Below are 24,234 nucleotides of genomic sequence, written 5' to 3' on the forward strand. Positions count from 1 at the left end.
GAGAGGCGGAGAAGGAGGTCACGTGGCTCGGGAACTCATGTCCGCGGCCGATGTCACCAGGACGGTGGCACGGATCGCGCATCAGATCATCGAGAAGACGGCCTTAGACACCGATTCGGGTGACGGCACCCCGAATCCCCGCGTCGTCATCTTCGGCATCCCTACGCGCGGTGCGGTTCTCGCGGCGCGGTTGGCCGCGCACATCGAGGAGTTCTCCGGCGTGGCGGTACCCGTCGGCCACCTCGACATCACCCTCTACCGCGACGATCTGCGGCACAAGCCGCACCGTCCCCTTGAGCGCACCACGGTGCCGCCGCAGGGGGTCGACGGTGCCCTCGTCGTCCTCGTCGACGACGTGCTGTTCTCGGGCCGGACGGTGCGCGCCGCACTGGACTCGTTGCGCGACATCGGGCGCCCCGCCGCCGTGCAGCTCGCGGTCCTCGTGGACCGCGGGCACCGGCAGCTGCCGATCCGCGCCGACTACGTCGGCAAGAACATCCCCACCTCCCGCCAGGAGGACGTCCAGGTCCGGCTGCTGGAGAAGGACGGTGAGGACTCCGTGCTGATCTCGGAGCTGCCCGAGACGGGTTCGACGGAGGTCGACCGGTGACCAAGCACCTGTTGTCCGCGGCGGATCTGTCGCGCGCGGAGGCCGAGGAGATCCTCGACGAGGCCGACCGGTTGCAGCAGGCGCTGCTCGGTCGCGAGGTCAAGAAGCTGCCCACCCTGCGGGGCCGCACCGTGATGACGGTGTTCTACGAGAACTCCACCCGCACCCGCGTCTCCTTCGAGGTCGCGGGCAAGTGGATGAGCGCGGACGTGATCAACGTCTCCGCCTCCGGCAGCTCGGTCGCCAAGGGCGAGTCGCTGCGCGATACCGCGTTGACCCTGCACGCGGCCGGCGCCGACGCGCTGATCGTCCGGCACCCGGCATCGGGTGCGGCGCAACAGATCGCGTCGTGGACGAACTCGGCGGCCGCCCTCGGCGGTCTGCCCGGACCGGTCGTCATCAACGCCGGCGACGGCATGCACGAGCACCCCACGCAGGCCCTGCTCGACGCGCTCACGCTGCGGCAGCGGCTCGGTCATCTCGAGGGGCGCCGCGTCGTCATCGTCGGTGACGTCCTGCACAGCCGGGTCGCCCGGTCGAACGCGCTGCTGCTGTCCACCCTCGGTGCCGAGGTGGTCCTGGTGGCGCCCCGCACGCTGGTGCCGGTGGGCGTGGAGACCTGGCCGGTCACCGTCGCCGATTCGCTCGAGGCCGAGCTGCCCGGCGCCGACGCGGTGATGATGCTGCGGGTGCAGGCAGAGCGGATGAACGGTGGCTTCTTCCCGAGCGAACGCGAGTACTCGGTCCGCTTCGGACTGAACGCGCAGCGCGCCGCGCTGCTGCCCGAGCACGCTGTCGTGCTGCACCCCGGTCCGATGCTCCGCGGCATGGAGATCGGCTACTCGGTCGCGGATTCCGCGCAGGCCGCGATCCTGCAGCAGGTCAACAACGGCGTGCACGTCCGCATGGCGGTGCTCTTCCACCTGCTGGCGAAGGAAGGATCCCCCGAATGAGCCTGCTGCTCACCAATGTCCGCCCCTACGGCGAGGGCGATCCGGTCGACGTCGCGATCGCCGGCGGCGAGATCACCGCCATCGGAACCGGCCTCGCGCCGGCCGACGACGCCGAGGTCATCGACGGCGGCGGCCGAATCCTGCTGCCCGGCTTCGTCGATCTGCACACGCACCTGCGCGAGCCCGGCCGCGAGGACACCGAGACCATCGAGTCCGGTTCCGCCGCAGCCGCGCTCGGCGGGTACACCGCCGTCTTCGCGATGGCCAACACGAACCCGGTCGCCGACTCCGCCGTGGTCACCGACCACGTGTACCGGCGCGGCCAGGAGGTGGGCCTCGTCGACGTCCACCCCGTGGGTGCCGTGACCGTGGGCCTCAAGGGCGAGAAGCTGGCCGAGATGGGCATGATGGCCGCCGGACCGGGGCGCGTCCGGGTGTTCTCGGACGACGGTGTGTGCGTGTCGGATCCACTGCTCATGCGGCGGGCGCTGGAGTACTCCGCCTCGCTCGGCGTGGTGATCGCGCAGCACGCGGAGGAACCGCGCCTGACGAAGGGCGCGGTGGCGCACGAGGGTCCCGAGGCGGCGCGGCTCGGCCTCACCGGATGGCCGCGCGCCGCGGAGGAGGCGATCGTCGCCCGCGATGCGCTGCTCGCCCGCGACGCGGGCGCCCGCGTGCACATCTGCCACGCCTCGACCGCGGGCACCGTCGAACTGCTCAAGTGGGCCAAGGGGCAGGGCGTGGCGATCACCGCCGAGGTCACCCCGCACCACCTGCTGCTCGACGATTCGCGGCTGGCCACCTACGACGCCGTGAATCGGGTCAACCCGCCGCTGCGCGAGGCATCCGATGTGGCCGCGCTGCGGCAGGCGCTGTGCGACGGCGTGATCGACTGCGTCGCCACCGATCACGCCCCGCACGCGGACCAGGACAAGTGCTGCGAGTTCGCCGCGGCCCGCCCCGGCATGCTGGGCCTGGAGACGGCGCTGGCGATCGTCGCGCAGGTCTCGGTGGAGACCGGCGATCTGACCTGGCGCGATATCGCGCGGGTGATGAGCGAACGGCCCGCGGAGATCGCGCGCCTGGACGATCAGGGCCGGCCGATCGGGGTGGGGGAGCCCGCGAACCTGACGCTGGTCGACCCCGACCTGGGCTGGACGGTGCGGGCGGACGAGCTCGCGAGCCGTTCGCGCAACACGCCCTTCGCGGACCTGAGCTTCCGCGCGAAGCCGGTCCTCACCGTGCTGCGCGGCCGGATCACGGCCCGCGACGGGGTGACGGCGCGGCCCGGGACCGAGGTGCGGGCGTGATCCTCAGCGACATCGTGACGCTCCTGATCGTGCTCCTGGTGCTCGCGGTGCTGTTCTCGCTGATGATGCTGGGCTGGCGCCGCCGCGGGCAGCGGCAGGCAGCGGCGGTCGGTGAGATCCCGACCACCCCCGAGCAACTGCGCGAGCTGGTCTTCGGGCCGGTGTCGGGCGTGTACGTGGGCAGCACCGTGGCGCCGCACTGGCAGGACCGGGTCGCGGTGGGCGACTGGGGTTACCGCGCCACCGTGAACCTGAGCCGGTACGCCGACGGCTACCTGATGGAGCGCGGCCGAGGCAATCCGATGTGGATCGCGGACGACCGGATCGTGGAGGTCCGCCGCGCCTCGAAGCTCGCGGGCAAGGTGATGCCCGGCGACGGCCTGCTGGTGCTCCGCTGGGAGCTGCCCACCGGCACCGTCATCGACACCGGGTTCCGCGCCGACGACAAGACGACCTATCGAAGACTGATGGACAAGAGGGAAACGGAATGACTGCTCACCTTTCGCCCGCGCTACTGGTTCTGGAGGACGGCACCGTCCACCGCGGGGTCGAGTTCGGCGCGGTCGGCCAGACCCTCGGCGAGGCGGTCTTCTGCACGGCCATGACCGGGTACCAGGAGACGCTGACCGACCCGTCGTACGCACGCCAGATCGTGGTGGCGACGGCCCCGCAGATCGGCAACACGGGCTGGAACGACGAGGACGACGAGAGCCGGGGCGACCGCATCTGGGTCGCCGGGTACGCCGTCCGCAACCCCACCCGGCGGGTGAGCAACTGGCGCGCCAGCGGCACCCTCGAGGGCGAGCTGGTGGACCAGGGCGTCGTCGGAATCGGCGGCATCGACACCCGCGCGCTGGTGCGCCGGCTGCGCGACAACGGCTCCATGCGGGCCGGCATCTTCTCCGGCGATGCGCTGGCGCCCGAGGCCGAGCTGCTCGACCGGGTCCGCAGCCAGCCGGAGATGAAGGGCCGCAACCTGATCGGCGAGGTCTCCACGGGTGAGGCCTACACCATCGATCCGGTCCTGTCGGGCGGGGCCGAGCCCCGGTTCACCGTCGTGGCCGTGGATCTGGGCATCAAGACCAACACGCCGCGGATGTTCGCCGAGCGCGGCATGCGGGTGCACGTCGTGCCCTCGACCATCACGCTCGACGAGGTGCGCTCGTTCAACCCGGACGGCTTCTTCCTCTCCAACGGCCCCGGCGACCCGGCGACCGCGGAGCACGAGGTCGAGCTGACCCGCGGAGTGCTGGACGCCGGCCTGCCGCTGTTCGGCATCTGCCTGGGCAACCAGCTGCTGGGCCGCGCCCTCGGCCTGCAGACCTACAAGATGAAGTTCGGTCACCGCGGCATCAACATCCCGGTGGTCGAGGACTCGACCGGCCGGATCTCGATCACCGCGCAGAACCACGGCTTCGCCCTCGAAGGGGAGCGCGGCGACGAGTTCGACACCCCGTTCGGCCGCGGGCGCGTGAGCCATGTCTGCGCCAACGACGGGGTCGTGGAGGGCGTCGAGCTGCTCGGCGGCCGCGCCTTCTCCGTGCAGTACCACCCGGAGGCCGCGGCGGGTCCGCACGACGCCGCCTACCTCTTCGACAAGTTCGCCACCGTCATGGGCACCACCTCAGGAGACAAGTAATGCCGCGCCGCACAGACATCCAGCACGTCCTGGTGATCGGCTCGGGCCCGATCGTGATCGGCCAGGCCTGCGAGTTCGACTACTCCGGCACCCAGGCCTGCCGCGTGCTGCGGGCCGAGGGCCTGCGCGTCTCGCTGGTGAACTCGAACCCGGCCACGATCATGACGGACCCCGAGTTCGCCGACGCCACCTACATCGAGCCCATCACGCCCGAGTACATCGAGAAGGTCATCGTCGCCGAGCGCGACAAGGGTTTCCCGATCGACGCGGTGCTCGCCACGCTCGGTGGCCAGACCGCGCTCAACGCGGCCGTGGGCCTGCATGAGCAGGGCATCCTCGCCAGGTACGGCATCAGCCTCATCGGGGCCGACTTCGACGCCATCCAGCGCGGCGAGGACCGGCAGATGTTCAAGGACATCGTCGCCAAGATCGGCGGTGAATCCGCCCGCTCCAAGGTCTGTTTCACGCTCGACGAGTGCAAGGAGACGGTCGCCGAGCTCGGCTACCCCGTCGTGGTGCGGCCCTCGTTCACCATGGGCGGCCTGGGCTCCGGCATGGCCTACGACGAGCAGGACCTCCTCCGCATCGCCGGCGCCGGCCTGGCCGCGTCGCCGACCGCGAACGTGCTCATCGAGGAGTCGATCCTCGGCTGGAAGGAGTACGAGCTCGAGCTCATGCGCGACGGCCGCGACAACGTGGTGGTCGTCTGCTCCATCGAGAACGTCGACCCCGTCGGCGTGCACACGGGTGACTCGGTCACCGTGGCCCCGGCGATGACGCTCACCGACCGCGAGTACCAGATCATGCGCGACCAGTCGATCGCGATCCTGCGCGAGGTCGGCGTCGACACCGGCGGCTGCAACATCCAGTTCGCGCAGGACCCGCGCGACGGCCGGCTCGTCACCATCGAGATGAACCCCCGCGTCTCGCGGAGCTCCGCCCTGGCGTCGAAGGCCACCGGCTTCCCGATCGCCAAGATCGCCGCGAAGCTCGCCGTGGGCTACACGCTGGACGAGATCCTCAACGACATCACGGGCGAGACCCCGGCGTGCTTCGAGCCGACACTCGACTACGTCGTGGTCAAGGCGCCGCGCTTCGCGTTCGAGAAGTTCCCCGGCGCCGACGACACCCTGACCACCACCATGAAGTCGGTGGGCGAGGCGATGAGCCTGGGCCGCAGCTTCGCGGAGGCCTTCGGCAAGGTGATGCGCTCGCTGGAGACCAAGCGTCACGGCTTCTGGACCGGCGCGCCGATCGAGGGCACCCTCGAGGAGCTGCTCGAGGAGATCAAGATCCCCAAGGACGGCCGCTACTACCTGGTCGGCCGCGCCTTCGAGCTGGGCGCCACCGTGGAGCAGGTCTTCGACTCGACCGCGATCGACCCGTGGTTCCTCGAGGAGATCAAGGCCGTCGTCGAGCTCGGCGCCGAGGTCCGCACGGCGGACCTCACGCCCGGCCTGATCCGCGTCGCGAAGACCCACGGTCTCTCGGACCTGCAGATCGCGGACCTGCGCGGCGTCTCCGAGGACGAGATCCGCGCCTACCGGCACGAGCACGGCGTCCGTCCGGTGTACAAGACCGTCGACACCTGCGCCGCGGAGTTCGAGGCGAAGACGCCGTACCACTACAGCAGCTACGAGCTCGACCCGTCGGCGACCAGCGAGGTCGCGCCGCAGACCGAGCGACCCAAGGTGCTCATCCTCGGCTCGGGCCCCAACCGCATCGGTCAGGGCATCGAGTTCGACTACTCGTGCGTCCACGCCGCGCTCACCCTCAGCGAGGCCGGCTACGAGACCGTGATGATCAACTGCAACCCCGAGACGGTCTCCACCGACTACGACACCGCCGACCGGCTCTACTTCGAGCCGCTGACCTTCGAGGACGTCCTGGAGGTCTACCACTCGGAGCAGCGCTCCGGCGAGGGCGGCCCGGGCGTCGTCGGTGTCATCGTGCAGCTGGGCGGGCAGACCCCGCTCGGCCTCGCCGCCCGCCTCAAGGCGGCGGGCCTGCCGATCGTCGGTACCTCGCCCGAGGCCATCGACCTCGCCGAGGACCGCGGCGAGTTCGGCCGCGTGCTCACCGAGGCGGGGCTCCCGGCGCCCAAGTTCGGCACCGCCACCACCGCGGAGGGTGCGCGCGAGGTCGCGTCCGGCATCGGCTACCCGGTGCTCGTGCGCCCCTCGTACGTGCTCGGCGGCCGCGGCATGGAGATCGTTTACGACGAGCAGGCGCTGCTCGACTACATCTCGCGTGCGACCGAACTCGCGCCCGATCGCCCCGTCCTCGTCGACCGCTTCCTCGAGGACGCCGTCGAGATCGACGTCGACGCACTGTGCGACGCCACCGGCGAGGTCTTCATCGGCGGCATCATGGAGCACATCGAGGAGGCCGGCATCCACTCCGGCGACTCGGCGTGCTCGCTGCCGCCCACGACGCTCGGCCGCGCCGACATCGACGCGGTGCGCACCGCCACCGAGGCGCTCGCCCACGGCATCGGCGTGCACGGCCTGATGAACGTGCAGTACGCCCTCAAGGACGACGTGCTCTACGTCCTCGAGGCGAACCCGCGGGCCTCCCGCACCGTGCCCTTCGTCTCGAAGGCCACGGCCGTGCAGCTGGCCAAGGCCTGCGCGCGGGTCATGCTGGGGCAGACCATCGCCGAGCTCCGCGAGCAGCGGATCCTGCCCGCGGAGGGCGACGGCTCGCAGATGCCGATCGACGCGCCGGTCTCGGTCAAGGAGGCCGTGCTCCCGTTCAACCGTTTCCGCCGCGCGGACGGCACCGGCGTCGACTCGCTGCTCTCGCCCGAGATGAAGTCCACCGGCGAGGTGATGGGCGTGGACCGGGATTTCGGTACGGCCTTCGCCAAGTCGCAGACCGCGATCAGCGGCTCGCTGCCCGCCACCGGCAAGGTCTTCGTCTCGGTCGCGAACAAGGACAAGCGCTCGCTGATCTTCCCGGTCAAGCGCCTCGCCGACCTGGGCTTCACGATCGTCGCCACCGAGGGCACCGCGGACGTGCTGCGCCGCAACGGCGTCCAGGCGGAGACGGTGCTCAAGCACTCCGACGTGATCCCCGAGGGGGAGCAGTCCATCGTCGAGAAGATCAAGACGGGCGAGATCGGCCTGATCATCAACACGCCCTACGGCAATGCCGGACCTCGCGTGGACGGCTACGAGATCCGGACCGCGGCCGTCCAGGCGTCGGTGCCCTGCGTGACCACGGTGCAGGGCGCCTCCGCGGCAGTCCAGGGCATCGAGGCCGCCCTGCGCGGCGGCATCGGCGTCAAGAGCCTGCAGGACATGCACGCCGCCCTGGTGAACCGGTGACCTTCGCCGAGCGGGTCGCCACCGCGGCCGCCGGACGCGGCCGGCTGGTGGTGGGCATCGACCCGCACCCGCCGCTGCTCGCGGCATGGGGTCTGCCCGACGACGCCGCAGGTGTCCGCGCGTTCGGCCTGCGGTGCGCGGAGGCCTTCGCGGGCGAGGTCGGCTTCGTCAAGCCCCAGGTCGCCTTCTTCGAGCAGTTCGGCGCCGCCGGCATGCTCGCGCTGGAGGAGGTCATCGCGGCGTGCCGGGAGGCGGGCACCGTCGTCATCGCGGACGCCAAGCGCGGCGACATCGGCTCCACCATGGCCGGCTACGCCCGGGCCTGGCTGCAGGACTCGCCGCTGGCGGCCGACGCGGTCACCCTGTCGCCGTACCTCGGCTACGGCTCGCTCGCGCCGGCGATCGACGCGGCCCGCGCCGCCGGGCGCGGCGTGTTCGTGCTCGCCCGCACCTCGAACCCCGAGGGGGCGCAGGTCCAGGCCGACGGGGTCGCGCAGCGCATCGTCGACGATGCCCGGGCCGACAACGCGGACGGGACCGGCACCGTCGGGCTGGTCGTGGGCGCCACCCGCCAGCACGGCCTGCACCTGGACGGCCTGGGCGGCCCGGTCCTGGCGCCCGGCCTCGGGGCGCAGGGCGCGACGCCGGCGGACCTGGCGGCGATCTTCGGCACCGGAACGACGGTGCTGCCCAACTCGTCTCGGCAGGTGCTCGCCGCGGGGCCCGATGCCGGTGCGCTGCGCTCGGCCGCGCTGTCGGTGCGGGATGAGGTGGAGCGCGCCCTGGCCTGACCGATCGGGTCTATGGTCGGTTCCGTGAACGTCGATGTGACACCGCTGCCCGGCATCGGAGTGCGTAAGGACTTCGAGCTGACCACGGGTAGGCGAGTAGGAGTCGTGGCGCACCGGGACGGCAGCGTCGAACTGTTCCTATCGGAACGGGACGATCCCGACAGCTGTGCGGCCCAGGTCCCGCTGACCGGCGAAGAGGCGAGTGTCCTCGCCAATCTGCTGGGTGCGCCGCAGCTGGTCAACCAGTTGCGCGAGGAGCAGCGCGAGCTCGAGGGCATCAACACCCGGCAGCTGCCGATCCTCGCCGGTTCGCCCTACGACGGGCGCACCCTGGGGGAGACCCAGATGCGGACGCGGACGAAGGTCTCGCTCGTCGCGGTGATGCGCGCCGGCGAGGTGCAGGCCTCGCCCGGGCCGGAGTTCGTGTTCACCGCGGGTGACCTCCTGGTCGTGGTCGGAACCACGCAGGGCATCGAGGCCGCCGCGCAGATCCTGACGAACGGGTGACCCTCCACCTCGACGAGAACACGGTCGCCCTGATCGAGCTCGGCGCGATCTTCTTCGCCCTGGGGTTCCTGGGCCGCGCCGCGAGCCGGTTCGGGATCTCGCCCATCCCGCTCTACCTGATCGGGGGCCTCGCCTTCGGCGTGGGCGGTGTGATCCCGCTGGGGGAGGCATCCGACTTCAGCCACGTCGCCGGCGAGATCGGCGTGGTCCTGTTGCTGCTCATGCTGGGGCTGGAGTACACCGCCACCGAGCTGATCACCGGGATGCGGCAGTCCTGGCTGGCCGGCGTGCTCGACATCGTGCTCAACGCGACCCCCGGCGCGATCGTCGCGCTGGTGCTCGGCTGGGGCCCCACCGGGGCGTTGGTCCTGGCCGGCGTCACCTACATCTCGTCGTCGGGCATCGCGGCCAAGGTGCTCAGCGACCTCGGGCGGCTGGGCAACCGCGAGACGCCGGTGGTGCTGTCGGTCCTGGTCTTCGAGGACCTGGCGATGGCGGTCTACCTGCCGGTCCTCACGGCGATCCTGGCCGGCCTCGGTCTCGCGGGCGAGGCGGAGGCGGTGACGATCGCGGTGGTCGTCGTGGGGGTCGTGCTGATCTCGGCGGTGCGCTACGGGCATCGGGTGTCCGCGCTGGTCTACAGCGAGGACCGCGAGGTCTTCCTGCTGGGCTTGATCGGCGCGGCGCTCCTGGTGGCGGGCCTCGCGTCGGCACTGCAGGTGTCCGCGGCCGTGGGGGCCTTCCTCCTCGGTATCGCGATCTCGGGCTCGATCGCGCACGAGGCGACGCGGCTTCTGGAGCCGCTGCGGGACCTGTTCGCGGCGCTGTTCTTCGTGGTCTTCGGCCTGAACACCGATCCGCGGTCGATCCCGCCCGTGCTGGGGTGGGCCGTGCTGCTCGCGGTGGTCACCACCGTGACGAAGATCGCCACCGGGTGGTGGGCCGCCGGCCGCATCGGCGTCCGGCGCATGGGCCGGGCCCGCGCGGGCGCTGCGCTCGTCGCCCGCGGCGAGTTCTCGATCGTCATCGCCGGGCTGGCCGTGTCCGCGGGTGCCGTGGACGGACGGCTGGCGGCACTCGCGACCACCTACGTGCTGATCATGGCGGTGCTCGGGCCGATCATCGCGCGGGTGGTCGAGCCGGCCGTGCGGCTCGGCGAACGGACGGTCCGGCGGGTCCGCCCGGGCGCGGCATCGTCGACGAGGTGACCGGGAACCGTCCGACACGCCCGGGCACGCCGGGAAATACAGGTATTTTCGCAGGTCACATGAGTTTCACCCGTCACACCGATACGCGCCGCTCGACGCGGTCCTGGCGTTCTGAAAGTATTGCGGGGCAACGGTTTTCGATTGCAACACCGGTCGCCGGGCGGTGTCCGCGCCGTGGCGCAGGCGTGTTGCCTACATCACGGCCAAACCGCAGGTGAGAGGGGGGTGGGGTTCCCATCGCGAGCGAAACGTGGGTACCGTCGCAGGAGTCGCAAGTACGCGGCAAAGACGTACGTACATCGAAGACGGAGGAATCGTGGCCCTTCCCCAGTTGACCGACGAGCAGCGTGCCGCTGCTCTGGAGAAGGCAGCTGCCGCTCGCCGTGCCCGCGCTGAGCTGAAGAACCGGCTCAAGAGTGGCACCACCACCCTGCAGCAGGTGCTGAAGGATGCGGAGTCCGACGAGGTCATCGGCAAGATGAAGGTCTCGGCTCTGCTCGAGGCCCTGCCCAAGGTGGGCAAGGTCAAGGCGCAGGAGCTGATGACCGAGCTGGAGATCGCCCCCACGCGCCGCGTGCGCGGTCTGGGCGACCGGCAGCGCAAGGCGCTGCTCGAGAAGTTCTCCGCCTGACACGTAGTGTCCGGAGTAGTTCCCGCAGGCCGGAGGGGTCGACTGGTTGTACTGGTCGGCCCCTCCGCCGTCGGTAAGTCATCAGTGGTCGGCAGGCTCCGCAGCGAGGTGCCCGACCTGTTCTTCTCGGTGTCCGCCACCACGCGCGATCCGCGCCCCGGTGAAGTGGACGGCCGTGACTACCATTTCGTCGGCGACCACGGTTTCGACCGGCTGATCGCCGACGGCGATCTGCTCGAGTGGGCGGAGATCCACGGCGGCCTGCAGCGGTCCGGTACCCCCGCGGGCCCCGTGTACGAGGCGCTCGACGCCGGACGCCCCGTCCTCGTCGAGGTGGATCTCGCCGGCGCGGCCAGCGTGAAGGCGGCGTTGCCGGAGGCGCTGACGGTGTTCCTGAGCCCGCCCAGTTGGGACGAGCTGGAGCGCCGGCTGCGCGGACGGGGCACCGAGAGCCCGGAGAAGATCGCGCGGCGGCTCGAGACCGCGAGGGCCGAGATGGCCACCCGCGACGACTACGACGCCGTCGTCATCAACGACGACTTGGACCGGGCGGTGTCGGATTTGGTATCCTTGCTGGTCGGCCCTGCGGCCCCGAGGGCGTAGGTCCCCCGTTCCGGGGGCGTAGACTGGTCGGAACCAGCGACAATAGTGAAGTTCGTGACGTAGGAGAAGCGTGAGCACCACCACTGAGACCGTGTACGACCAGCCGCTCGGCATCACCAACCCGCCGATCGACGAGCTGCTCGAGCGCACCTCCTCGAAGTACGCCCTGGTGATCTACGCGGCCAAGCGCGCGCGGCAGATCAACGACTACTACAACAGCCTCTCGGACGGCATCCTCGAGTACGTCGGCCCGCTCGTCGAGCCCGGCCTGCACGAGAAGCCGCTGTCGATCGCGATGCGCGAGATCCACGAGGATCTCCTGGAGCACACCGAGGGCGAGTGAACTAACAGCCCATGATCATCGTCGGCGTCGGCGGCGGCATCGCCGCCTACAAGGCGTGCGCACTGGTCCGGCACTTCACGGAACGCGGGCACGAGGTGCGGGTCATCCCCACCGAGTCCGCGCTCAAGTTCGTGGGCGCGGCGACCTTCGAGGCGCTGTCCGGCAACCCGGTGCAGACCTCGGTTTTCGAGTCCGTCCCCGAGGTGCCGCACGTGCGCCTCGGCCAGGAGGCCGACCTCGTCGTGATCGCGCCGGCGACCGCAGACCTGATGGCGCGGGCCGCGCAGGGCCGCGCCGACGACCTGCTCACCGGCACGCTGCTCACCGCGCGGTGCCCGGTGGTCTTCGCCCCGGCGATGCACACCGAGATGTGGGAGCACCCGGCCACCCGCGCCAATGTCGCCACCCTGCGGGAGCGGGGCGCAGTCGTCATCGAGCCCGCGTCCGGTCGGCTGACCGGTAAGGACACGGGAGCCGGAAGGCTGCCAGAGCCCGACGAGATCGGCGCGCTCGCGGACGTCCTCCTGGAGCATCCGGGCGCGCTGAACCGGGACCTCGAGGGGCGCACGGTCGTCGTCTCCGCGGGCGGCACCAAGGAAGCGCTCGATCCGGTCCGCTATCTCACCAATCGCAGCTCGGGCAAGCAGGGCTATGCGCTGGCCCGGCTCGCGGCCCAGCGCGGCGCCCGCGTCGTCCTGGTCGCGGGCAACACCATCGGCCTGGCGGATCCGCCCGCGGTCGAGGTGGTGCGCATCACCTCCGCTCTCGACCTGCAGGCCGCGATGGCCGAGCACGCCGCCGCGGCCGATCTCGTCATCATGGCCGCCGCGGTCGCGGACTACCGCCCGGCAGAGGTCGCCACGACGAAGCTCAAGAAGGGCGCGGACGGCAAGAGCGAGGCGCTCGAATCGATCACCATGGTCGAAAACCCGGACGTGCTCGCCGGGCTGGTCGCCGCGCGCCGGGACGGCGCCTTGCGGTCCGACGCGGTCATCGTCGGATTCGCGGCCGAGACGGGTGACGCCCGCGGCACGGTCCTGGACTACGGCCGGGCCAAGCTGCAGCGCAAGGGGTGCGAACTCCTGGTCCTCAACGCGGTGGGCGACGGCCGAGCGTTCGAGGTCGACGAGAACTCGGGCTGGCTCCTGGGGGCGGACGGCGGCGAGAGCGCGCTACCGCTCGGATCGAAGTCCGCCATGGCCGCGCGCATACTGGACGCGGCGTCCGCACGACTGGGCCCCGCCCGCTAGATTTCTTATTACATCGCAAACTCCATCGAGAGGACCTTCGACAGTGGCTTCCGGATTCGCCAATTCCGCCCATCGCCTGTTCACCAGCGAGTCCGTCACCGAGGGGCACCCGGACAAGATCTGTGACGCGATCTCGGACTCGATCCTCGACGCGCTGCTGGCGGAGGATCCGACATCGCGCGTCGCCGTCGAGACCCTGGTGACCACGGGGCAGGTGCATGTCGCGGGCGAGGTCACCACCTCGGCGTACGCGGACATCCCGCACATCGTGCGCGACAAGGTGCTGGAGATCGGGTACGACAGCTCGGCCAAGGGCTTCGACGGCAACTCCTGCGGCGTGAACATCGCGATCGGCGCGCAGAGCCCCGAGATCGCGCAGGGCGTGGACCACGCCTACGAGCACCGCGTCGACGGTGCCGTGGACGAGATCGACGCCCAGGGCGCGGGCGATCAGGGCCTGATGTTCGGCTACGCGTGCTCGGACACGCCCGAACTGATGCCGCTCCCGATCTCGCTGGCGCACCGCCTCTCGCGTCGGCTCACCGAGGTCCGCAAGAACGGCACGCTTCCCTACCTGCGGCCCGACGGCAAGACCCAGGTCACCATCGAGTACGTCGGCGAGCAGCCGGTCCGGCTCGACACCGTGGTCATCTCCAGCCAGCACGCCGCGGACATCGACATCGATGCGATGCTGGCCCCGGACCTGCGCAGCCATGTGCTCGACTCGGTGATCGCCGAGCTGAACCTGCCCACCCTGGACACCTCCGACGTGCGGCTGCTGGTGAACCCCACCGGCAAGTTCGTGCTGGGCGGGCCGATGGGCGACGCTGGTCTGACGGGCCGCAAGATCATCGTCGACACCTACGGCGGCATGGCCCGGCACGGCGGCGGCGCGTTCTCCGGCAAGGATCCGTCGAAGGTGGACCGGTCCGCCGCGTACGCGATGCGGTGGGTGGCGAAGAACGCCGTCGCCGCGGAGCTCGCGGAGCGCGTCGAGGTTCAGGTCGCGTACGCGATCGGCAAGGCGGCCCCGGTCGGCCTGTTCGTCGAGACCTTCGGCACCGAGAAGGTCGACCCGGCCACGATCCAGCGGGCGATCACCGAGGTGTTCGACCTGCGCCCGCGCGCGATCATCAACGAGCTGGACCTGCTGCGGCCGATCTACGCGCCGACGGCGGCGTACGGTCACTTCGGCCGCACCGACATCGACCTGCCGTGGGAGCACACCGACCGGGTGGACGCGCTGCGCGCCGCGGCGGGCCTCTGACAGAGCCCACCGGCGTGAGCGGACTCGGCCCGGCCGAGGCGGCTCAGGCCGCCGTCGAACTCCCGATCGCTCGGGTGCTGCCCCTCCTGCAGGTCAGTCACCTCGATCGGGAGTTCGACTATCTGGTCCCGCCCGAGCTGGCAGAGGCGGCGCAGCCGGGGGTCCGCGTCCGCGTGCGCTTCTCCGGCCGGCTCGTCGACGGCTACTTGCTCGAACGGCTGCCGCGCACCGAGCACGAGGGCAGGCTCGCCCCGCTGGTGCGGGTCATCTCGCCGCTGCCGGTACTGACGCCGGCGGTGCTGCGTCTGGTCACGGAGGTCGCCGCACGGTACGCGGGCACCCGCGCCGACGTGCTGCGGCTCGCGATCCCGCCCCGGCACGCGCGCGTCGAGAAGGCGCTCCTGGAGCAGGACCCCGTCGAAGCCGCGCCCCCCGCGCCGCCGGACGGTGCTCTCACCGAGTACGCCCACGGCGCGCAGTTCGCCGCGGCGGCGGTCGGCGGCAGGTCGCCCCGGGCGATCTGGCAGGCGCTCCCCGGGGAGGCGTGGGCGGTGCGGCTCGCCGAACTCGCGGCCACCGTCGTGGCCTCCGGCCGTACGGCTCTGCTCATCGTCCCGGATCAGGCGGACCTCGACCGGCTGGCGGCGGCGTGCGCGGATCTGGACCCCGCGGTGCTGGCGGCGGGGCTCGGGCCGTCGGCGCGGTACCGGCGTTGGCTCCTCGCGCGGCTCGGCCGCGCCCGGGTGGTGATCGGTACTCGCAGCGCAGCTTTCGCGCCGCTACCCGATCTGGGTCTCGTGGCGCTGTGGGACGACGGAGACGAGTCACTGGTCGAGCCCCGCGCGCCCTATCCGCACACCCGCGAGGTGCTCGCGCTGCGCGCCCACCAGGAGAGTGCGGCGCTGGTGATCGGCGGTTTCGCCCGGACCCCGGAGTCGCAGGCCCTGGTGGACGCGGGCTGGGCCGCGGAGATCACGGCGCCGCGGGAACTGGTGCGGCAACGCTCGCCGCGCATCGTGGGCGTGGCGGACTCCGATACGGCGCTCGCGCGCGATCCGCTGGCCCGCTCCGCGCGGCTGCCCGCGGCCGCGTTCGCCGCGGCGCGTGCGGCGCTGGACGCCGACCGTCCGGTGCTGGTGCAGGTGCCCCGGCGGGGCTACGCGCCGGCGCTGTCCTGCGAACGGTGTCGGACGCCCGCGCGGTGCCGACGATGCCACGGCCCGCTGGAGCAGGCGTCCGGCCGGGTGCTCCGCTGCCGTTGGTGCGCGCAGGTCGACGCCGCGTACCGGTGTCCGACGTGCGGCGGGACCACGATGCGGGCGGTGATCGTGGGTGCGATGCGGACGGCCGAGGAGCTGGGGCGCGCGTTCCCGGGCGCGGTCGTGACGACCTCGGGCGGGGAGTCCGTGCTGACCGAGACGGCGGCGGGCCGTCGGATCGTGGTGGCCACGCCGGGCGCCGAGCCGGTGGTGGAGGGTGGCTACGGGGCGGCGCTGCTGCTCGACGGCTGGCTGCTGCTGGGCCGGGCCGATCTGCGGGCGGGGGAGGAGACGCTGCGCCGCTGGATGAATGCCACGGCGCTGGTGGCCGCGGACGGCACGGTGGTGTGCGGTGCGGACGCGGGCATTCCCGCTGTGCAGGCACTGATCCGTTGGGATGCCGCAGGTTTCGCCGCGTCCGAGCTCGCCGAGCGAGCGGAGGTGGGCTTCCCGCCCGCGACGCACCTCGCGGCGCTCGACGGTGTCGAGGCCGACGTGCGCGCCCTTGCGGACGCGGCCGCCCTGCCCGACGGTGCGGAGGTGCTGGGCCCCGTCGACCTGCCGCCCGGCGTGCGGGTCCCGGGCGTGCCCGACGACGGTCCGCCCCCGTGTCGGCTCCTGGTCCGGGTCGCGAGGCGGGACGGGCGAGCGCTCGCGCGGGCACTGTTCCTGGCCCAGGTGGGCCGGAGCCTGCGGCGGGAGGGCGATCCCGTGCGGATCCAGATCGATCCGCTCCGGATCGGGTAGATGTGGTTCCGCCGGATCGGATGGATCCGGGCGGGCGGTCCGCCGCCGGCCGACAACTAGCCTTGCTGTCATGAGCGGAACGGGGCTGCGCGCGGGCTGGGCGAAGACGGACATCACCGGCGAGCCCTGGGGTGTGGGCCTGATGGGGTACGGAATGCCGGGCCAGCGCGGCCGGGGCCTGCTCACCCGGCAGTGGGCCCGGGCCTTCGTCGTGGCCGCGCCCGCGCACCGCGTGGCCTACGTCGTCGCGGACATCGGCATGTTCTTCCAGGCGGCGGTCGATGAGATCACCGACCGCCTGGCGATCGCGACCGGGGGCCGGTTGACCGCCGAGAACGTCGTCCTCACGGCGACGCACACGCACTGCGGTCCCGGCGGCCACGGACGCCACCGCCTGTACAACATCACGACCCTCGGGCATCATCGTCGGACTTTCCACCGCCTGGTCGACGGCGTGGTCCGGGCCGTCCTCGAGGCCGAGGCCGCGCTCGCGCCCGCGGACCTGTCGGTCGCCCGCGGTGAGCTGCACGACGCCTCGGCCAACCGCAGCGCGAGCTCGTTCGACCGCAACCCCGATCGTGCTCGGCTCCCCGGGCGCATCGACCCCGCGGTCACCCTGGTGCGGATCGAGCGCGGCGGCGAGCTCCGCGCGGCGATCGACTGGTTCGCGGTGCACTGCACGTCCATGGGCAACGGCAACCGCCTGATCAGTTCCGACAACAAGGGCCGGGCGGCGTCGGCGTGGGAGGCGCTGGAGCGCGATCGCCTGCCGGATTTCGTGAGCGCGTTCGCCCAGACCAACGCCGGCGACATGTCGCCGAATCTCGGTGGCAGCGCCGGGCACGGGCCGACCGACGACGAGCGCGAGAACACCGAGGAGATCGCCAGTCGGCAGCTCGACGCGGCCCGGGCCCTGGCCGCGGCACCGGGCCGCCCGCTCGCGCCGGTCGTCGACCACCGGCTCACCTACGTCGATTTCGGTACCGCGCAGACCGTTTCGGGACCCACGGGGCGTGCCGTGCTCGGCGCCGCCTTCGCCGCGGGCACCTCCGACGGGCTGGGCGCGACGGTCTTCCATCAGGGGCTGGGCAACCGGGTCGGCGCGATCAGCCGGGCGCTGTACCGGCGCGACCGGGTCCTCGCGGTCCAGCAGGCGCCGAAGGAGATGCTGCTGCCCGTCGGCACGCTGGGTTGGGTGCAGGAACGCCTGCCGGTGCAGCTGATCCGGTTGGGCGAGCTGCATCTGCTGTGCCTGCCGATGGAGGTCACGGTCACGGCGGGCGCGCGGCTGCGGGATGCGGTCGCCGCGGCGGCGGGCATCGCCGCCGGCGATGTCCTGGTCCAGGGCTACGCGAACGGGTACTGCCACTACCTGACGACGCCCGAGGAGTACGACGCGCAGCGCTACGAGGCCGGTTCCACCGTGTTCGGCCGCAACCAGCTGGCCGCCGTGAGCGAGACGGCGTCCCGGCTCGCCGCGGACCTGGCCGCCGGTCGGCCCAGCGAGCCCGGGACGCCGCCGGCGCGGCAGCGCCCCGGGCGGTTCGGGTCACCGTCGGGTTCGACGGTGCTCAGTGGGCCCCGCCCGGTCCGGGTCGCGGCCGTGCGGTCGCCGGAGCCGGGCGGACGGCTCACCGTCGACTTCGAGTGCCCGCACCCGAACCGGGTGATCCCGGACAGCTACGCCCGCGTCGAGGAGCGGGTCGGCGGGCGCTGGATCGCGATCGCCGACGACGACTCGCCCGAGACGGAGATCTCCTGGAGGCGAACCGGAACCGCGTTCACGGCGACGGTGGCGGTCGATCTCGGCGGGCGCGCCGGTCGGTACCGGGTGGGCTACGCCGATGCCGTTCCCGGCCGGTACACGTGGGCACCGGTGCGGGTGGGCTGAGCGGGGCCGACTCAGAGGTGGGCCAGTGCTCTGACCGGGTCCTCGATGTAGTCTGCGAACAGCCGCAGGAAGCCGCCGGCCTCGCCGCCGTCGCACACGCGGTGGTCGAAGGACAGCGACACCTGAGCGACCTTGCGGACGGCGATCTCGCCGCCGACGACCCACGGCCGGTCGATGATCCGGCCGATCCCCAGGATCGCCGCCTCGGGGTGGTTGATGATCGGCGTGGAGCCGTCGACGCCGAACACGCCGTAGTTGTTGAGCGTGAAGGTGCCGCCGGTGAGCCGGCCCGGCGGCAGCTTGCCGTCGCGGGCGAGCGCGGTGGTCTCCGAGAGTCGCTGCGCGAGTTCGACCGTGGTCATGGTGTCCGCGTCGGCGAGCACGGGCACCACCAGTCCGCGCGGGGTCTGTGCGGCGATCCCGAGGTGCACGCGACCGTACTGCACGATCTGCCTGCGCCCGAGATCGACGGACGCGTTGAGCTGCGGATAGCGCCGCAGGGCAGCCAGGGTGAGCCGGGCCAGCAGGGCGAGCAGGCTCACCCGGTCGGACTCGGGCAGTGCCGCGTTCATCGCCGTCCGTGCCGCCAGTAGTTCGGTGGCGTCCACGTCGACCCAGGTGGTGGCGTCGGGGATCTCACGCCGGCTGGTGCTCAGCTTGTCCGCCACGGCCTTCCGGATGCCGTTGAGCGGGATGTGGACATCGCTACGGGACCCGGTGGCCGGGGCCGCGGCGGCCCCGGGGGCGGGGGCGCCGCGCTCGGCGAGGGCCGCGTCGACGTCCGCGCGCCGGATCACGCCGCCCACGCCCGAGGGGCGGACCGTCGCCAGGTCGAGGCCGTGCTCGCGTGCCAGCGCGCGCACCACGGGGGAGATCACCCGCACGGCCGAGGGCGACGGCGATGGTGCCGGGGGCGCGGCCGCCGGGCCCGGCGGTACCGGTTCGACGGTGCTCCGGCGGGCCGTGGCCCGACGGCGCCGGACGGGCTGGTCCGCGCTGGTGCCGTACCCGATGAGGACATTGCCGGAGGCGCCCGCGTGATCGCCGCTGTCGCTGCCGCTGCCGACGGCGATCAGTGGCTCGCCGACACGCAGCACGTCCCCGGGCGCACCGTGCAGGGCCACCACGGTGCCCGCGTACGGGACCGGCACCTCGACCGCTGCCTTGGCGGTCTCCACCTCGACCACCACCTGGTCGACGGTCACGGTGTCGCCCACCGCGACCCGCCATGACAGGATCTCGGCCTCGGCCAGTCCCTCGCCGAGATCGGGGAGCCGGAACACCTTCTCGCTCATGCGGTCACCGCCCATCGAGGGTCCACGGAATCGTCCCACTGCAGCCGGTCCACCGTGTCGAGGATCCGGTCCACGCCGGGCAGGTGCAGGCGCTCGAGCTTCGGCGGGGGATACGGGATGTCGAGGCTCGCTACGCGCAGCACCGGTGCGTGCAGATGGTGGAAGCAGCGCTCCTGCACGCGGGCCGCGATCTCGGCGCCGACGCCGGCGAACGCCTGCGCCTCCTGGACCACCACACACCGGCCCGTGCGCCGGACCGAGGCGGCCACGGTCTCGTCGTCGAAGGGCACGAGCGTTCGGAGATCGACCACCTCGAGCGAGCGCCCGTCCTCGGCGGCCGCCGCAGCGGCGTCGAGGGCGACGCCGACCGAGGGGCCGTAGGAGATCAGTGTCGCGTCGGTCCCGGGGCGGCGCACCACCGCCCGGCCGAAGGGTTCGCCGATCGCGAGATCGGTCTCCTCCGAGGAGAAGTAGAGCCGCTTGGGTTCGAGGAAGACGACGGGGTCGGGGTCGTCGATGGCCCGGCGCAGCAGCGTGTAGGCGTCGGCGACCGTCGCGGGCGCGGCCACCTTCAGCCCGGGCGTGTGGACGTAGTAGGCCTCGCTCGAGTCGCAGTGGTGCTCGACGCCGCCGATGCCGCCCGCGTACGGCACCCGGATCACCATCGGCACGGCGAGCGCGCCACGAGTCCGATTGCGCAGCTTCGCGACGTGGGAGACGATCTGTTCGAACGCGGGGTAGGCGAAGGCGTCGAACTGCATCTCGACGACGGGTTTGAAGCCCGCCATGGTCATGCCGACGGCGAACCCGACGATCCCCGACTCGGCCAGCGGGGTGTCGAAGCAGCGGTCGGCGCCGAACTCGCGGGTCAGGCCGTCGGTCACGCGGAAGACGCCGCCGAGCGTGCCGACGTCCTCGCCGAACACGACCACGTTCGGATCGGCGGCGATCGCATCCCGCAGGGCGGTGTTGAGCGCCTGGGCCATGGTGTGACGCGGCATGTTTCAGTCCTCCCGGGAAGCGTGGGCGGCGGCGAGTTCCGCCTCGACGAGTGCCTGCTGCTCGCGCAGTTGGGGCGTGGGCTCGGCGTACACGTGCCGGAACAGGTCCGCGGGATCGACGGGGCGGTCCGCGTTCATCCGCTCGCGCAGGTCCGCGGCGGCGGCCTCGGCCTCGTCGGCGACCGCGGCGACGAAGGCGTCGTCGATGCGGCCCCGTGCCCGCAGGTGGGTCTCCAGCCGCGTGATCGGGTCGCGGCGGATCCACTCCTCGACCTCGGCGGGGGTGCGGTAGCGGGTCGCGTCGTCGGCGTTGGTGTGCGCGTCGATCCGGTACGTGTGGGCCTCCACGATGACGGGCCCGTTGCCCGAGCGGACGAAGTGCGCGGCCTCCTGCATCACGCCGAGCATCGCGATCGGGTCGTTCCCGTCGACCTGCTCCGAGCCGATGCCGTAGCCGACGCCCTTATGCGCCAGGCTCGGTGCGGCGGTCTGCCGCGAGAGCGGAACGCTGATCGCGAAACCGTTGTTCTGCACCAGGAACACCACCGGCGCCTGGAACACCGCCGCGAAGTTGAGGGCCTCGTGGAAGTCGCCCTCACTGGTGCCGCCGTCGCCGCACAGTGCGAGCGCGATGGTGTCGGTGCCGCGTAGGTGCTCGCCGTGCGCCACGCCCGCGGCGTGCAGCAGCTGGGTCGCGAGCGGTGTGCACTGGGGCGCGGTGCGCAGCGCCACGGGGTCGTAGCCGCAATGCCAGTCACCGGCGAGCAGGGTCAGGACCTGGACCGGGTCCACGCCGCGGGCGGTGAGCGCCACGGAATCGCGGTAGGTCGGGAACAGCCAGTCGGTGGGCCGCAGGCACATCGCCGCCGCGATCTGGCAGGCGTCCTGCCCGTGCGAGGACGGGTACACCGCGAGCCGGCCCTGTTTGGTCAGCGCCGTGGCCTGCGTGTCGAACCGTCGCCCGTGGACCATGCGCCGGTACATCTCGACCATGCGGTCCTCGTCGGGGTGGGGATATCGCGCGTGCGAGTCGGTGAGCGCTCCCGCCTCATCGAGGTACTGGACGGGCGTGTCCGCCGGCAGGAACTTCCGGTATCTCGGCTCGCCCACGACGTCGGTGGTGGTCACATCGTCCTCCGTTCTCGGCATGTGACGAGGGTCTCACCGACGGACGAAGATCTCGGACGCAACAGGAAGTGCAAGACAGATGTCGTAGATTGAGGAGAGAAGTGAGCCAAATGTCCGGCCTGATGGGTGCCGGACGGGACGGAGATGGACGGATGGCGGACGATTCCCCGGAGCCCCGGCTGGACGAGTACGACCGGCGCATCCTGCACGTCCTCGCAGCGGACGGACGGATCTCCATGCGCGCCCTCGCGGAGCGCGTCCACGTCTCCCGCGCCAACGCCTACGTTCGGGTCGAACGCCTCGAACGCGTGGGTGTCATCCGCGGCTACGGCGTCCGAATCGACCACGGCCGGGCCGGTTTCGGTACCTCCGCGTACATCGGGCTCTCGATCCGGCAGGACGCGTGGAAGCAGGTCGCCGAGCACCTGCGCGAGCTGCCCTACGTGGAGCACTTCGCACTCGTGGGCGGCGATTTCGATGTGCTGGTCCTGGTCCGGACCCCGGACAACGCCGCCCTTCGGGACGTCGTGCTCGTCGGGCTGCAGGCACTCGGCGGGGTGCGTGCCACCCGTACCTGGCTCGTCTTCGACGAGGCCGATGGTGCCGGCGCGCCGGGGTCCGGGGACGGCACCGTCGGGTAGGTTTTCGCGACCGACTGCCGCCGGCGACGTGAACCGTTCGGCTAAGGCGCTACTCGCGGGAGCGGACCGCGCGCCTGAGTGCGACGACGAGCGTGGAACGGTCGCCCGTCCGCGTGCACAGCGACAACGCGCATGGGGCGACATCGGTCACAGGAACGAACACCACATCGGGACGCCGATAGATGTCGGCGACGAACTCACCGGTCAGGGCGATGGCCTCACCGCTCGCGACCGCTTCGAGCAGTTCGTCGATAGTCCGCACCGACGGGCCGTACTGCACCGGTACGCCGCTCGGGCGCGGGTCACATGCCCACCATCGGACCCACGCCGGGTCGGCCTCGTCGTCGTCGACGAAGACTTCGCCGTCCAGGTCACCGATCGCGATCGCGGACCGACCGGCCAACCGATGGTCCGCAGGGAGCACCGCGACGCGGTTCTCCGGCCGCAGCACGTCGAATTCGAGGCCTTCCGTGTCGGCGACCGGCGGCCTGACGAGAGAGGCGTCGACACTGCCGTCGCGGACGGCCGAGCTTTGCTGAGGCCACGGCAGCTCCACCAGATTCACGACGGCCTCCGGCATCCGTGCGCGCAGCGCCGCGATCATCGATCGGGAGTGCTGGCCCGTCGAGGCGGTCATGAACCCGAGTCGCAGCGTCCGCTTCTCCTCGCGCAGATGGGCGTCCACCGCAGCCACTGCGCGGTCCGCAGCTGCGAGCGCAACTCTGGCGTCGTCGAGGAAGCGCCGGCCCACCGGGGTCGGCCGCAGCGGGTGCGCCGACCTGTCGATCAACTCCGCGCCGACTGCGCGTTCGAGCTTGCGGATCTGCTGGCTCAGCGACGGCGCACTGATGTAGAGCCGTGCGGCGGCGCGTCCGAAGTGACCGTCGTCGACGACCGCGATGAGGTAACGCACGTGGTGCAGGTTGAGGTCCACGACCGGCAACTGTAGTGGACTGTGATGCACAGCACTCGCAGGCAGGGTGTTTGACCAGTGGTATTAGCTGATCGGTTCATGATGTGACCGGTTTCGGACATGGACCGACTCGTCGTGATCGGGTCAGGATCAGGGCGACAGCGAACCAGCGGATCGAGAAGGACCACCACCATGCAGCCCACCCCCACGATCACGGCCCTGGCCTCCTATGAGAAGGAGTTCGTGGCGATGATGGACGACGTCGACGTGATGATCGAATCGCTCACCGACCCGGCCCACCGCCGGATCCTCGTCAACTATCGGCGCCACGCGCTCCTCGAGGTGTCCGGGCGGTACGAGGAACTGCTCATGCCGACCATGACGGTGGAGCATCCGCACTACCGTCTGTTCGAAGGCGGGCAGGGCCTGATCCTCGACGGCATGGCCGCCGTGCGCGCGTTCTACCAGCAACTCGCGGACCTCGACATGCTCGTCATGTGGACCGGTAAGCAGCGGATGGCGGTGCACGACTGGGGATTCGCCGGTGAGGCGGAGTTCAGTCAGTTCGTTCCCGGGGCGTTGCTCGGCGACAACGTCTTCCAATCCGTGAACGCCGACCCGGAGGCGGAGTCTCCGTACGACAAGGAGGCGTTCTACCTCGTCCGTCGCCGATTGTCGTTCGTCTGGCCCTATGCCGAGGACGGCCGGATGATCGGCGAGCACGTCTACGAGGACACCGAATCCAAGTCGGTCGAGAAGGTGGCCGACGAGGACGTCATCACCGCCGCGCGGGCCGCGGAGCTACTCGCGCCGCTCATCGACAAGTACGGCGTGCCGGCGTGAGGGCATGAACCGAGAGAAGACCTCGGGCCGGTACTGCGTGGAGCAGTACCGGCCCGAGGGCGTTTCCGGAGCAGG

22 protein-coding genes are annotated in these 24,234 nt (G+C 71.4%); 18 read left to right on the top strand and 4 right to left on the bottom strand.

The features are described from left to right. Positions 1 to 22: 22 nt before the first annotated feature. The 16 genes from pyrR to HF999_RS16290 all read left to right on the top strand — a co-directional run bounded on the left by pyrR (position 23) and on the right by HF999_RS16290 (position 18,338). Positions 23 to 610 (top strand): bifunctional pyr operon transcriptional regulator/uracil phosphoribosyltransferase PyrR, encoded by a 588-nt coding sequence (pyrR, locus tag HF999_RS16215; RefSeq protein WP_168546885.1) that lies wholly within the window; start codon positions 23 to 25, stop codon positions 608 to 610. Further along, on the top strand, positions 607 to 1,563 hold the full coding sequence (locus HF999_RS16220) for an aspartate carbamoyltransferase catalytic subunit (protein ID WP_168546886.1): 957 nt from the start codon (positions 607 to 609) through the stop codon (positions 1,561 to 1,563). Before pyrR ends, HF999_RS16220 begins: the two co-directional genes overlap by 4 nt. Next, positions 1,560 to 2,873 carry a dihydroorotase gene (locus HF999_RS16225; protein ID WP_168546887.1) on the top strand — a complete coding sequence of 438 codons (1,314 nt, stop codon included), beginning with the start codon at positions 1,560 to 1,562 and terminating at the stop codon, positions 2,871 to 2,873. The genes HF999_RS16220 and HF999_RS16225 overlap by 4 nt, the downstream gene beginning before the upstream one ends. Continuing rightward, positions 2,870 to 3,364 carry a PH-like domain-containing protein gene (locus HF999_RS16230; protein WP_312854167.1) on the top strand — a complete coding sequence of 165 codons (495 nt, stop codon included), beginning with the start codon at positions 2,870 to 2,872 and terminating at the stop codon, positions 3,362 to 3,364. Before HF999_RS16225 ends, HF999_RS16230 begins: the two co-directional genes overlap by 4 nt. Further along, complete coding sequence (gene carA, locus HF999_RS16235; RefSeq protein WP_168546888.1) at positions 3,361 to 4,512, top strand: glutamine-hydrolyzing carbamoyl-phosphate synthase small subunit; 1,152 nt, start codon at positions 3,361 to 3,363, stop codon at positions 4,510 to 4,512. Before HF999_RS16230 ends, carA begins: the two co-directional genes overlap by 4 nt. Further along, complete coding sequence (gene carB, locus HF999_RS16240) at positions 4,512 to 7,841, top strand: carbamoyl-phosphate synthase large subunit (RefSeq protein WP_168546889.1); 3,330 nt, start codon at positions 4,512 to 4,514, stop codon at positions 7,839 to 7,841. The genes carA and carB overlap by 1 nt, the downstream gene beginning before the upstream one ends. Next, positions 7,838 to 8,632: an orotidine-5'-phosphate decarboxylase gene (pyrF, locus tag HF999_RS16245; RefSeq protein ID WP_168546890.1), complete on the top strand. Its 795-nt coding sequence runs from the start codon at positions 7,838 to 7,840 to the stop codon at positions 8,630 to 8,632. Before carB ends, pyrF begins: the two co-directional genes overlap by 4 nt. Positions 8,633 to 8,656: 24 nt before the next feature. Beyond that, positions 8,657 to 9,139, top strand: coding sequence for a cation:proton antiporter regulatory subunit (locus tag HF999_RS16250; protein ID WP_168546891.1), 483 nt, complete (start codon positions 8,657 to 8,659; stop codon positions 9,137 to 9,139). Continuing rightward, positions 9,136 to 10,347 (top strand): cation:proton antiporter, encoded by a 1,212-nt coding sequence (locus HF999_RS16255; RefSeq protein ID WP_168546892.1) that lies wholly within the window; start codon positions 9,136 to 9,138, stop codon positions 10,345 to 10,347. Before HF999_RS16250 ends, HF999_RS16255 begins: the two co-directional genes overlap by 4 nt. A 316-nt stretch (positions 10,348 to 10,663) precedes the next feature. Further along, positions 10,664 to 10,978 carry an integration host factor, actinobacterial type gene (mihF, locus tag HF999_RS16260; protein WP_168546893.1) on the top strand — a complete coding sequence of 105 codons (315 nt, stop codon included), beginning with the start codon at positions 10,664 to 10,666 and terminating at the stop codon, positions 10,976 to 10,978. A gap of 6 nt (positions 10,979 to 10,984) precedes the next feature. Further along, a complete protein-coding gene (gmk, locus tag HF999_RS16265; protein ID WP_168546894.1) occupies positions 10,985 to 11,581 on the top strand; it encodes a guanylate kinase in 597 nt (198 codons plus the stop codon). A 70-nt stretch (positions 11,582 to 11,651) separates the two neighbouring features. Then, positions 11,652 to 11,924 (top strand): DNA-directed RNA polymerase subunit omega, encoded by a 273-nt coding sequence (gene rpoZ / locus HF999_RS16270; protein WP_068520856.1) that lies wholly within the window; start codon positions 11,652 to 11,654, stop codon positions 11,922 to 11,924. A gap of 11 nt (positions 11,925 to 11,935) precedes the next feature. Continuing rightward, positions 11,936 to 13,174 (top strand): bifunctional phosphopantothenoylcysteine decarboxylase/phosphopantothenate--cysteine ligase CoaBC, encoded by a 1,239-nt coding sequence (gene coaBC / locus HF999_RS16275; protein WP_168546895.1) that lies wholly within the window; start codon positions 11,936 to 11,938, stop codon positions 13,172 to 13,174. A 43-nt stretch (positions 13,175 to 13,217) separates the two neighbouring features. Beyond that, positions 13,218 to 14,441 (top strand): methionine adenosyltransferase, encoded by a 1,224-nt coding sequence (metK, locus tag HF999_RS16280; RefSeq protein ID WP_168546896.1) that lies wholly within the window; start codon positions 13,218 to 13,220, stop codon positions 14,439 to 14,441. 14 nt (positions 14,442 to 14,455) lie between these two features. Next, on the top strand, positions 14,456 to 16,447 hold the full coding sequence (locus HF999_RS16285) for a primosomal protein N' (protein ID WP_312854168.1): 1,992 nt from the start codon (positions 14,456 to 14,458) through the stop codon (positions 16,445 to 16,447). 70 nt (positions 16,448 to 16,517) lie between these two features. Further along, the gene (locus tag HF999_RS16290; RefSeq protein WP_168546897.1) at positions 16,518 to 18,338 is read left to right on the top strand and encodes a neutral/alkaline non-lysosomal ceramidase N-terminal domain-containing protein; all 1,821 of its coding nucleotides are present in this window, start codon (positions 16,518 to 16,520) and stop codon (positions 18,336 to 18,338) included. 11 nt (positions 18,339 to 18,349) lie between these two features. On the opposite strand, the gene HF999_RS16295 is transcribed toward HF999_RS16290, so the two are convergent. Genes HF999_RS16295 through pdhA form a run of 3 tightly spaced genes read right to left on the bottom strand, consistent with a single transcriptional unit; the run spans position 18,350 to position 21,783 of the window. Then, positions 18,350 to 19,633: a dihydrolipoamide acetyltransferase family protein gene (locus HF999_RS16295; RefSeq protein WP_168546898.1), complete on the bottom strand. Its 1,284-nt coding sequence runs from the start codon at positions 19,631 to 19,633 to the stop codon at positions 18,350 to 18,352. Then, a complete protein-coding gene (locus HF999_RS16300; protein ID WP_168546899.1) occupies positions 19,630 to 20,634 on the bottom strand; it encodes an alpha-ketoacid dehydrogenase subunit beta in 1,005 nt (334 codons plus the stop codon). Before HF999_RS16300 ends, HF999_RS16295 begins: the two co-directional genes overlap by 4 nt. A gap of 3 nt (positions 20,635 to 20,637) precedes the next feature. Next, the gene (gene pdhA, locus HF999_RS16305) at positions 20,638 to 21,783 is read right to left on the bottom strand and encodes a pyruvate dehydrogenase (acetyl-transferring) E1 component subunit alpha (RefSeq protein WP_168546900.1); all 1,146 of its coding nucleotides are present in this window, start codon (positions 21,781 to 21,783) and stop codon (positions 20,638 to 20,640) included. A 131-nt stretch (positions 21,784 to 21,914) separates the two neighbouring features. On the opposite strand from pdhA, the gene HF999_RS16310 reads away from it, so the two are divergent. Continuing rightward, positions 21,915 to 22,403: an Lrp/AsnC family transcriptional regulator gene (locus HF999_RS16310; protein ID WP_168546901.1), complete on the top strand. Its 489-nt coding sequence runs from the start codon at positions 21,915 to 21,917 to the stop codon at positions 22,401 to 22,403. 49 nt (positions 22,404 to 22,452) lie between these two features. Here HF999_RS16310 and HF999_RS16315 read toward each other — a convergent pair whose 3' ends face one another. Continuing rightward, positions 22,453 to 23,337 carry a LysR family transcriptional regulator gene (locus tag HF999_RS16315; protein WP_312854169.1) on the bottom strand — a complete coding sequence of 295 codons (885 nt, stop codon included), beginning with the start codon at positions 23,335 to 23,337 and terminating at the stop codon, positions 22,453 to 22,455. A gap of 171 nt (positions 23,338 to 23,508) precedes the next feature. Here HF999_RS16315 and HF999_RS16320 point away from each other — a divergent pair, with 171 nt between their 5' ends. Next, positions 23,509 to 24,159: a hypothetical protein gene (locus HF999_RS16320; protein ID WP_168546903.1), complete on the top strand. Its 651-nt coding sequence runs from the start codon at positions 23,509 to 23,511 to the stop codon at positions 24,157 to 24,159. Positions 24,160 to 24,234 lie beyond the last annotated feature (75 nt).

Origin of the sequence: Tsukamurella spumae (genome assembly GCF_012396015.1) — a bacterium.
Lineage (GTDB): Bacteria > Actinomycetota > Actinomycetes > Mycobacteriales > Mycobacteriaceae > Tsukamurella > Tsukamurella spumae.

Excerpts from the sequence above, each read along its gene's own strand:
- HF999_RS16225 (WP_168546887.1), top strand. The coding sequence starts at position 1,560 with ATGAGCCTGCTGCTCACCAATGTCCGCCCCTACGGCGAGGGCGATCCG.
- carA (WP_168546888.1), top strand. The coding sequence starts at position 3,361 with ATGACTGCTCACCTTTCGCCCGCGCTACTGGTTCTGGAGGACGGCACC.
- carB (WP_168546889.1), top strand. The coding sequence starts at position 4,512 with ATGCCGCGCCGCACAGACATCCAGCACGTCCTGGTGATCGGCTCGGGC.
- coaBC (WP_168546895.1), top strand. The coding sequence starts at position 11,936 with ATGATCATCGTCGGCGTCGGCGGCGGCATCGCCGCCTACAAGGCGTGC.
- HF999_RS16290 (WP_168546897.1), top strand. The coding sequence starts at position 16,518 with ATGAGCGGAACGGGGCTGCGCGCGGGCTGGGCGAAGACGGACATCACC.
- HF999_RS16295 (WP_168546898.1), bottom strand. The coding sequence starts at position 19,633 with ATGAGCGAGAAGGTGTTCCGGCTCCCCGATCTCGGCGAGGGACTGGCC.
- HF999_RS16300 (WP_168546899.1), bottom strand. The coding sequence starts at position 20,634 with ATGCCGCGTCACACCATGGCCCAGGCGCTCAACACCGCCCTGCGGGAT.
- pdhA (WP_168546900.1), bottom strand. The coding sequence starts at position 21,783 with ATGCCGAGAACGGAGGACGATGTGACCACCACCGACGTCGTGGGCGAG.
- HF999_RS16310 (WP_168546901.1), top strand. The coding sequence starts at position 21,915 with ATGGCGGACGATTCCCCGGAGCCCCGGCTGGACGAGTACGACCGGCGC.
- HF999_RS16320 (WP_168546903.1), top strand. The coding sequence starts at position 23,509 with ATGCAGCCCACCCCCACGATCACGGCCCTGGCCTCCTATGAGAAGGAG.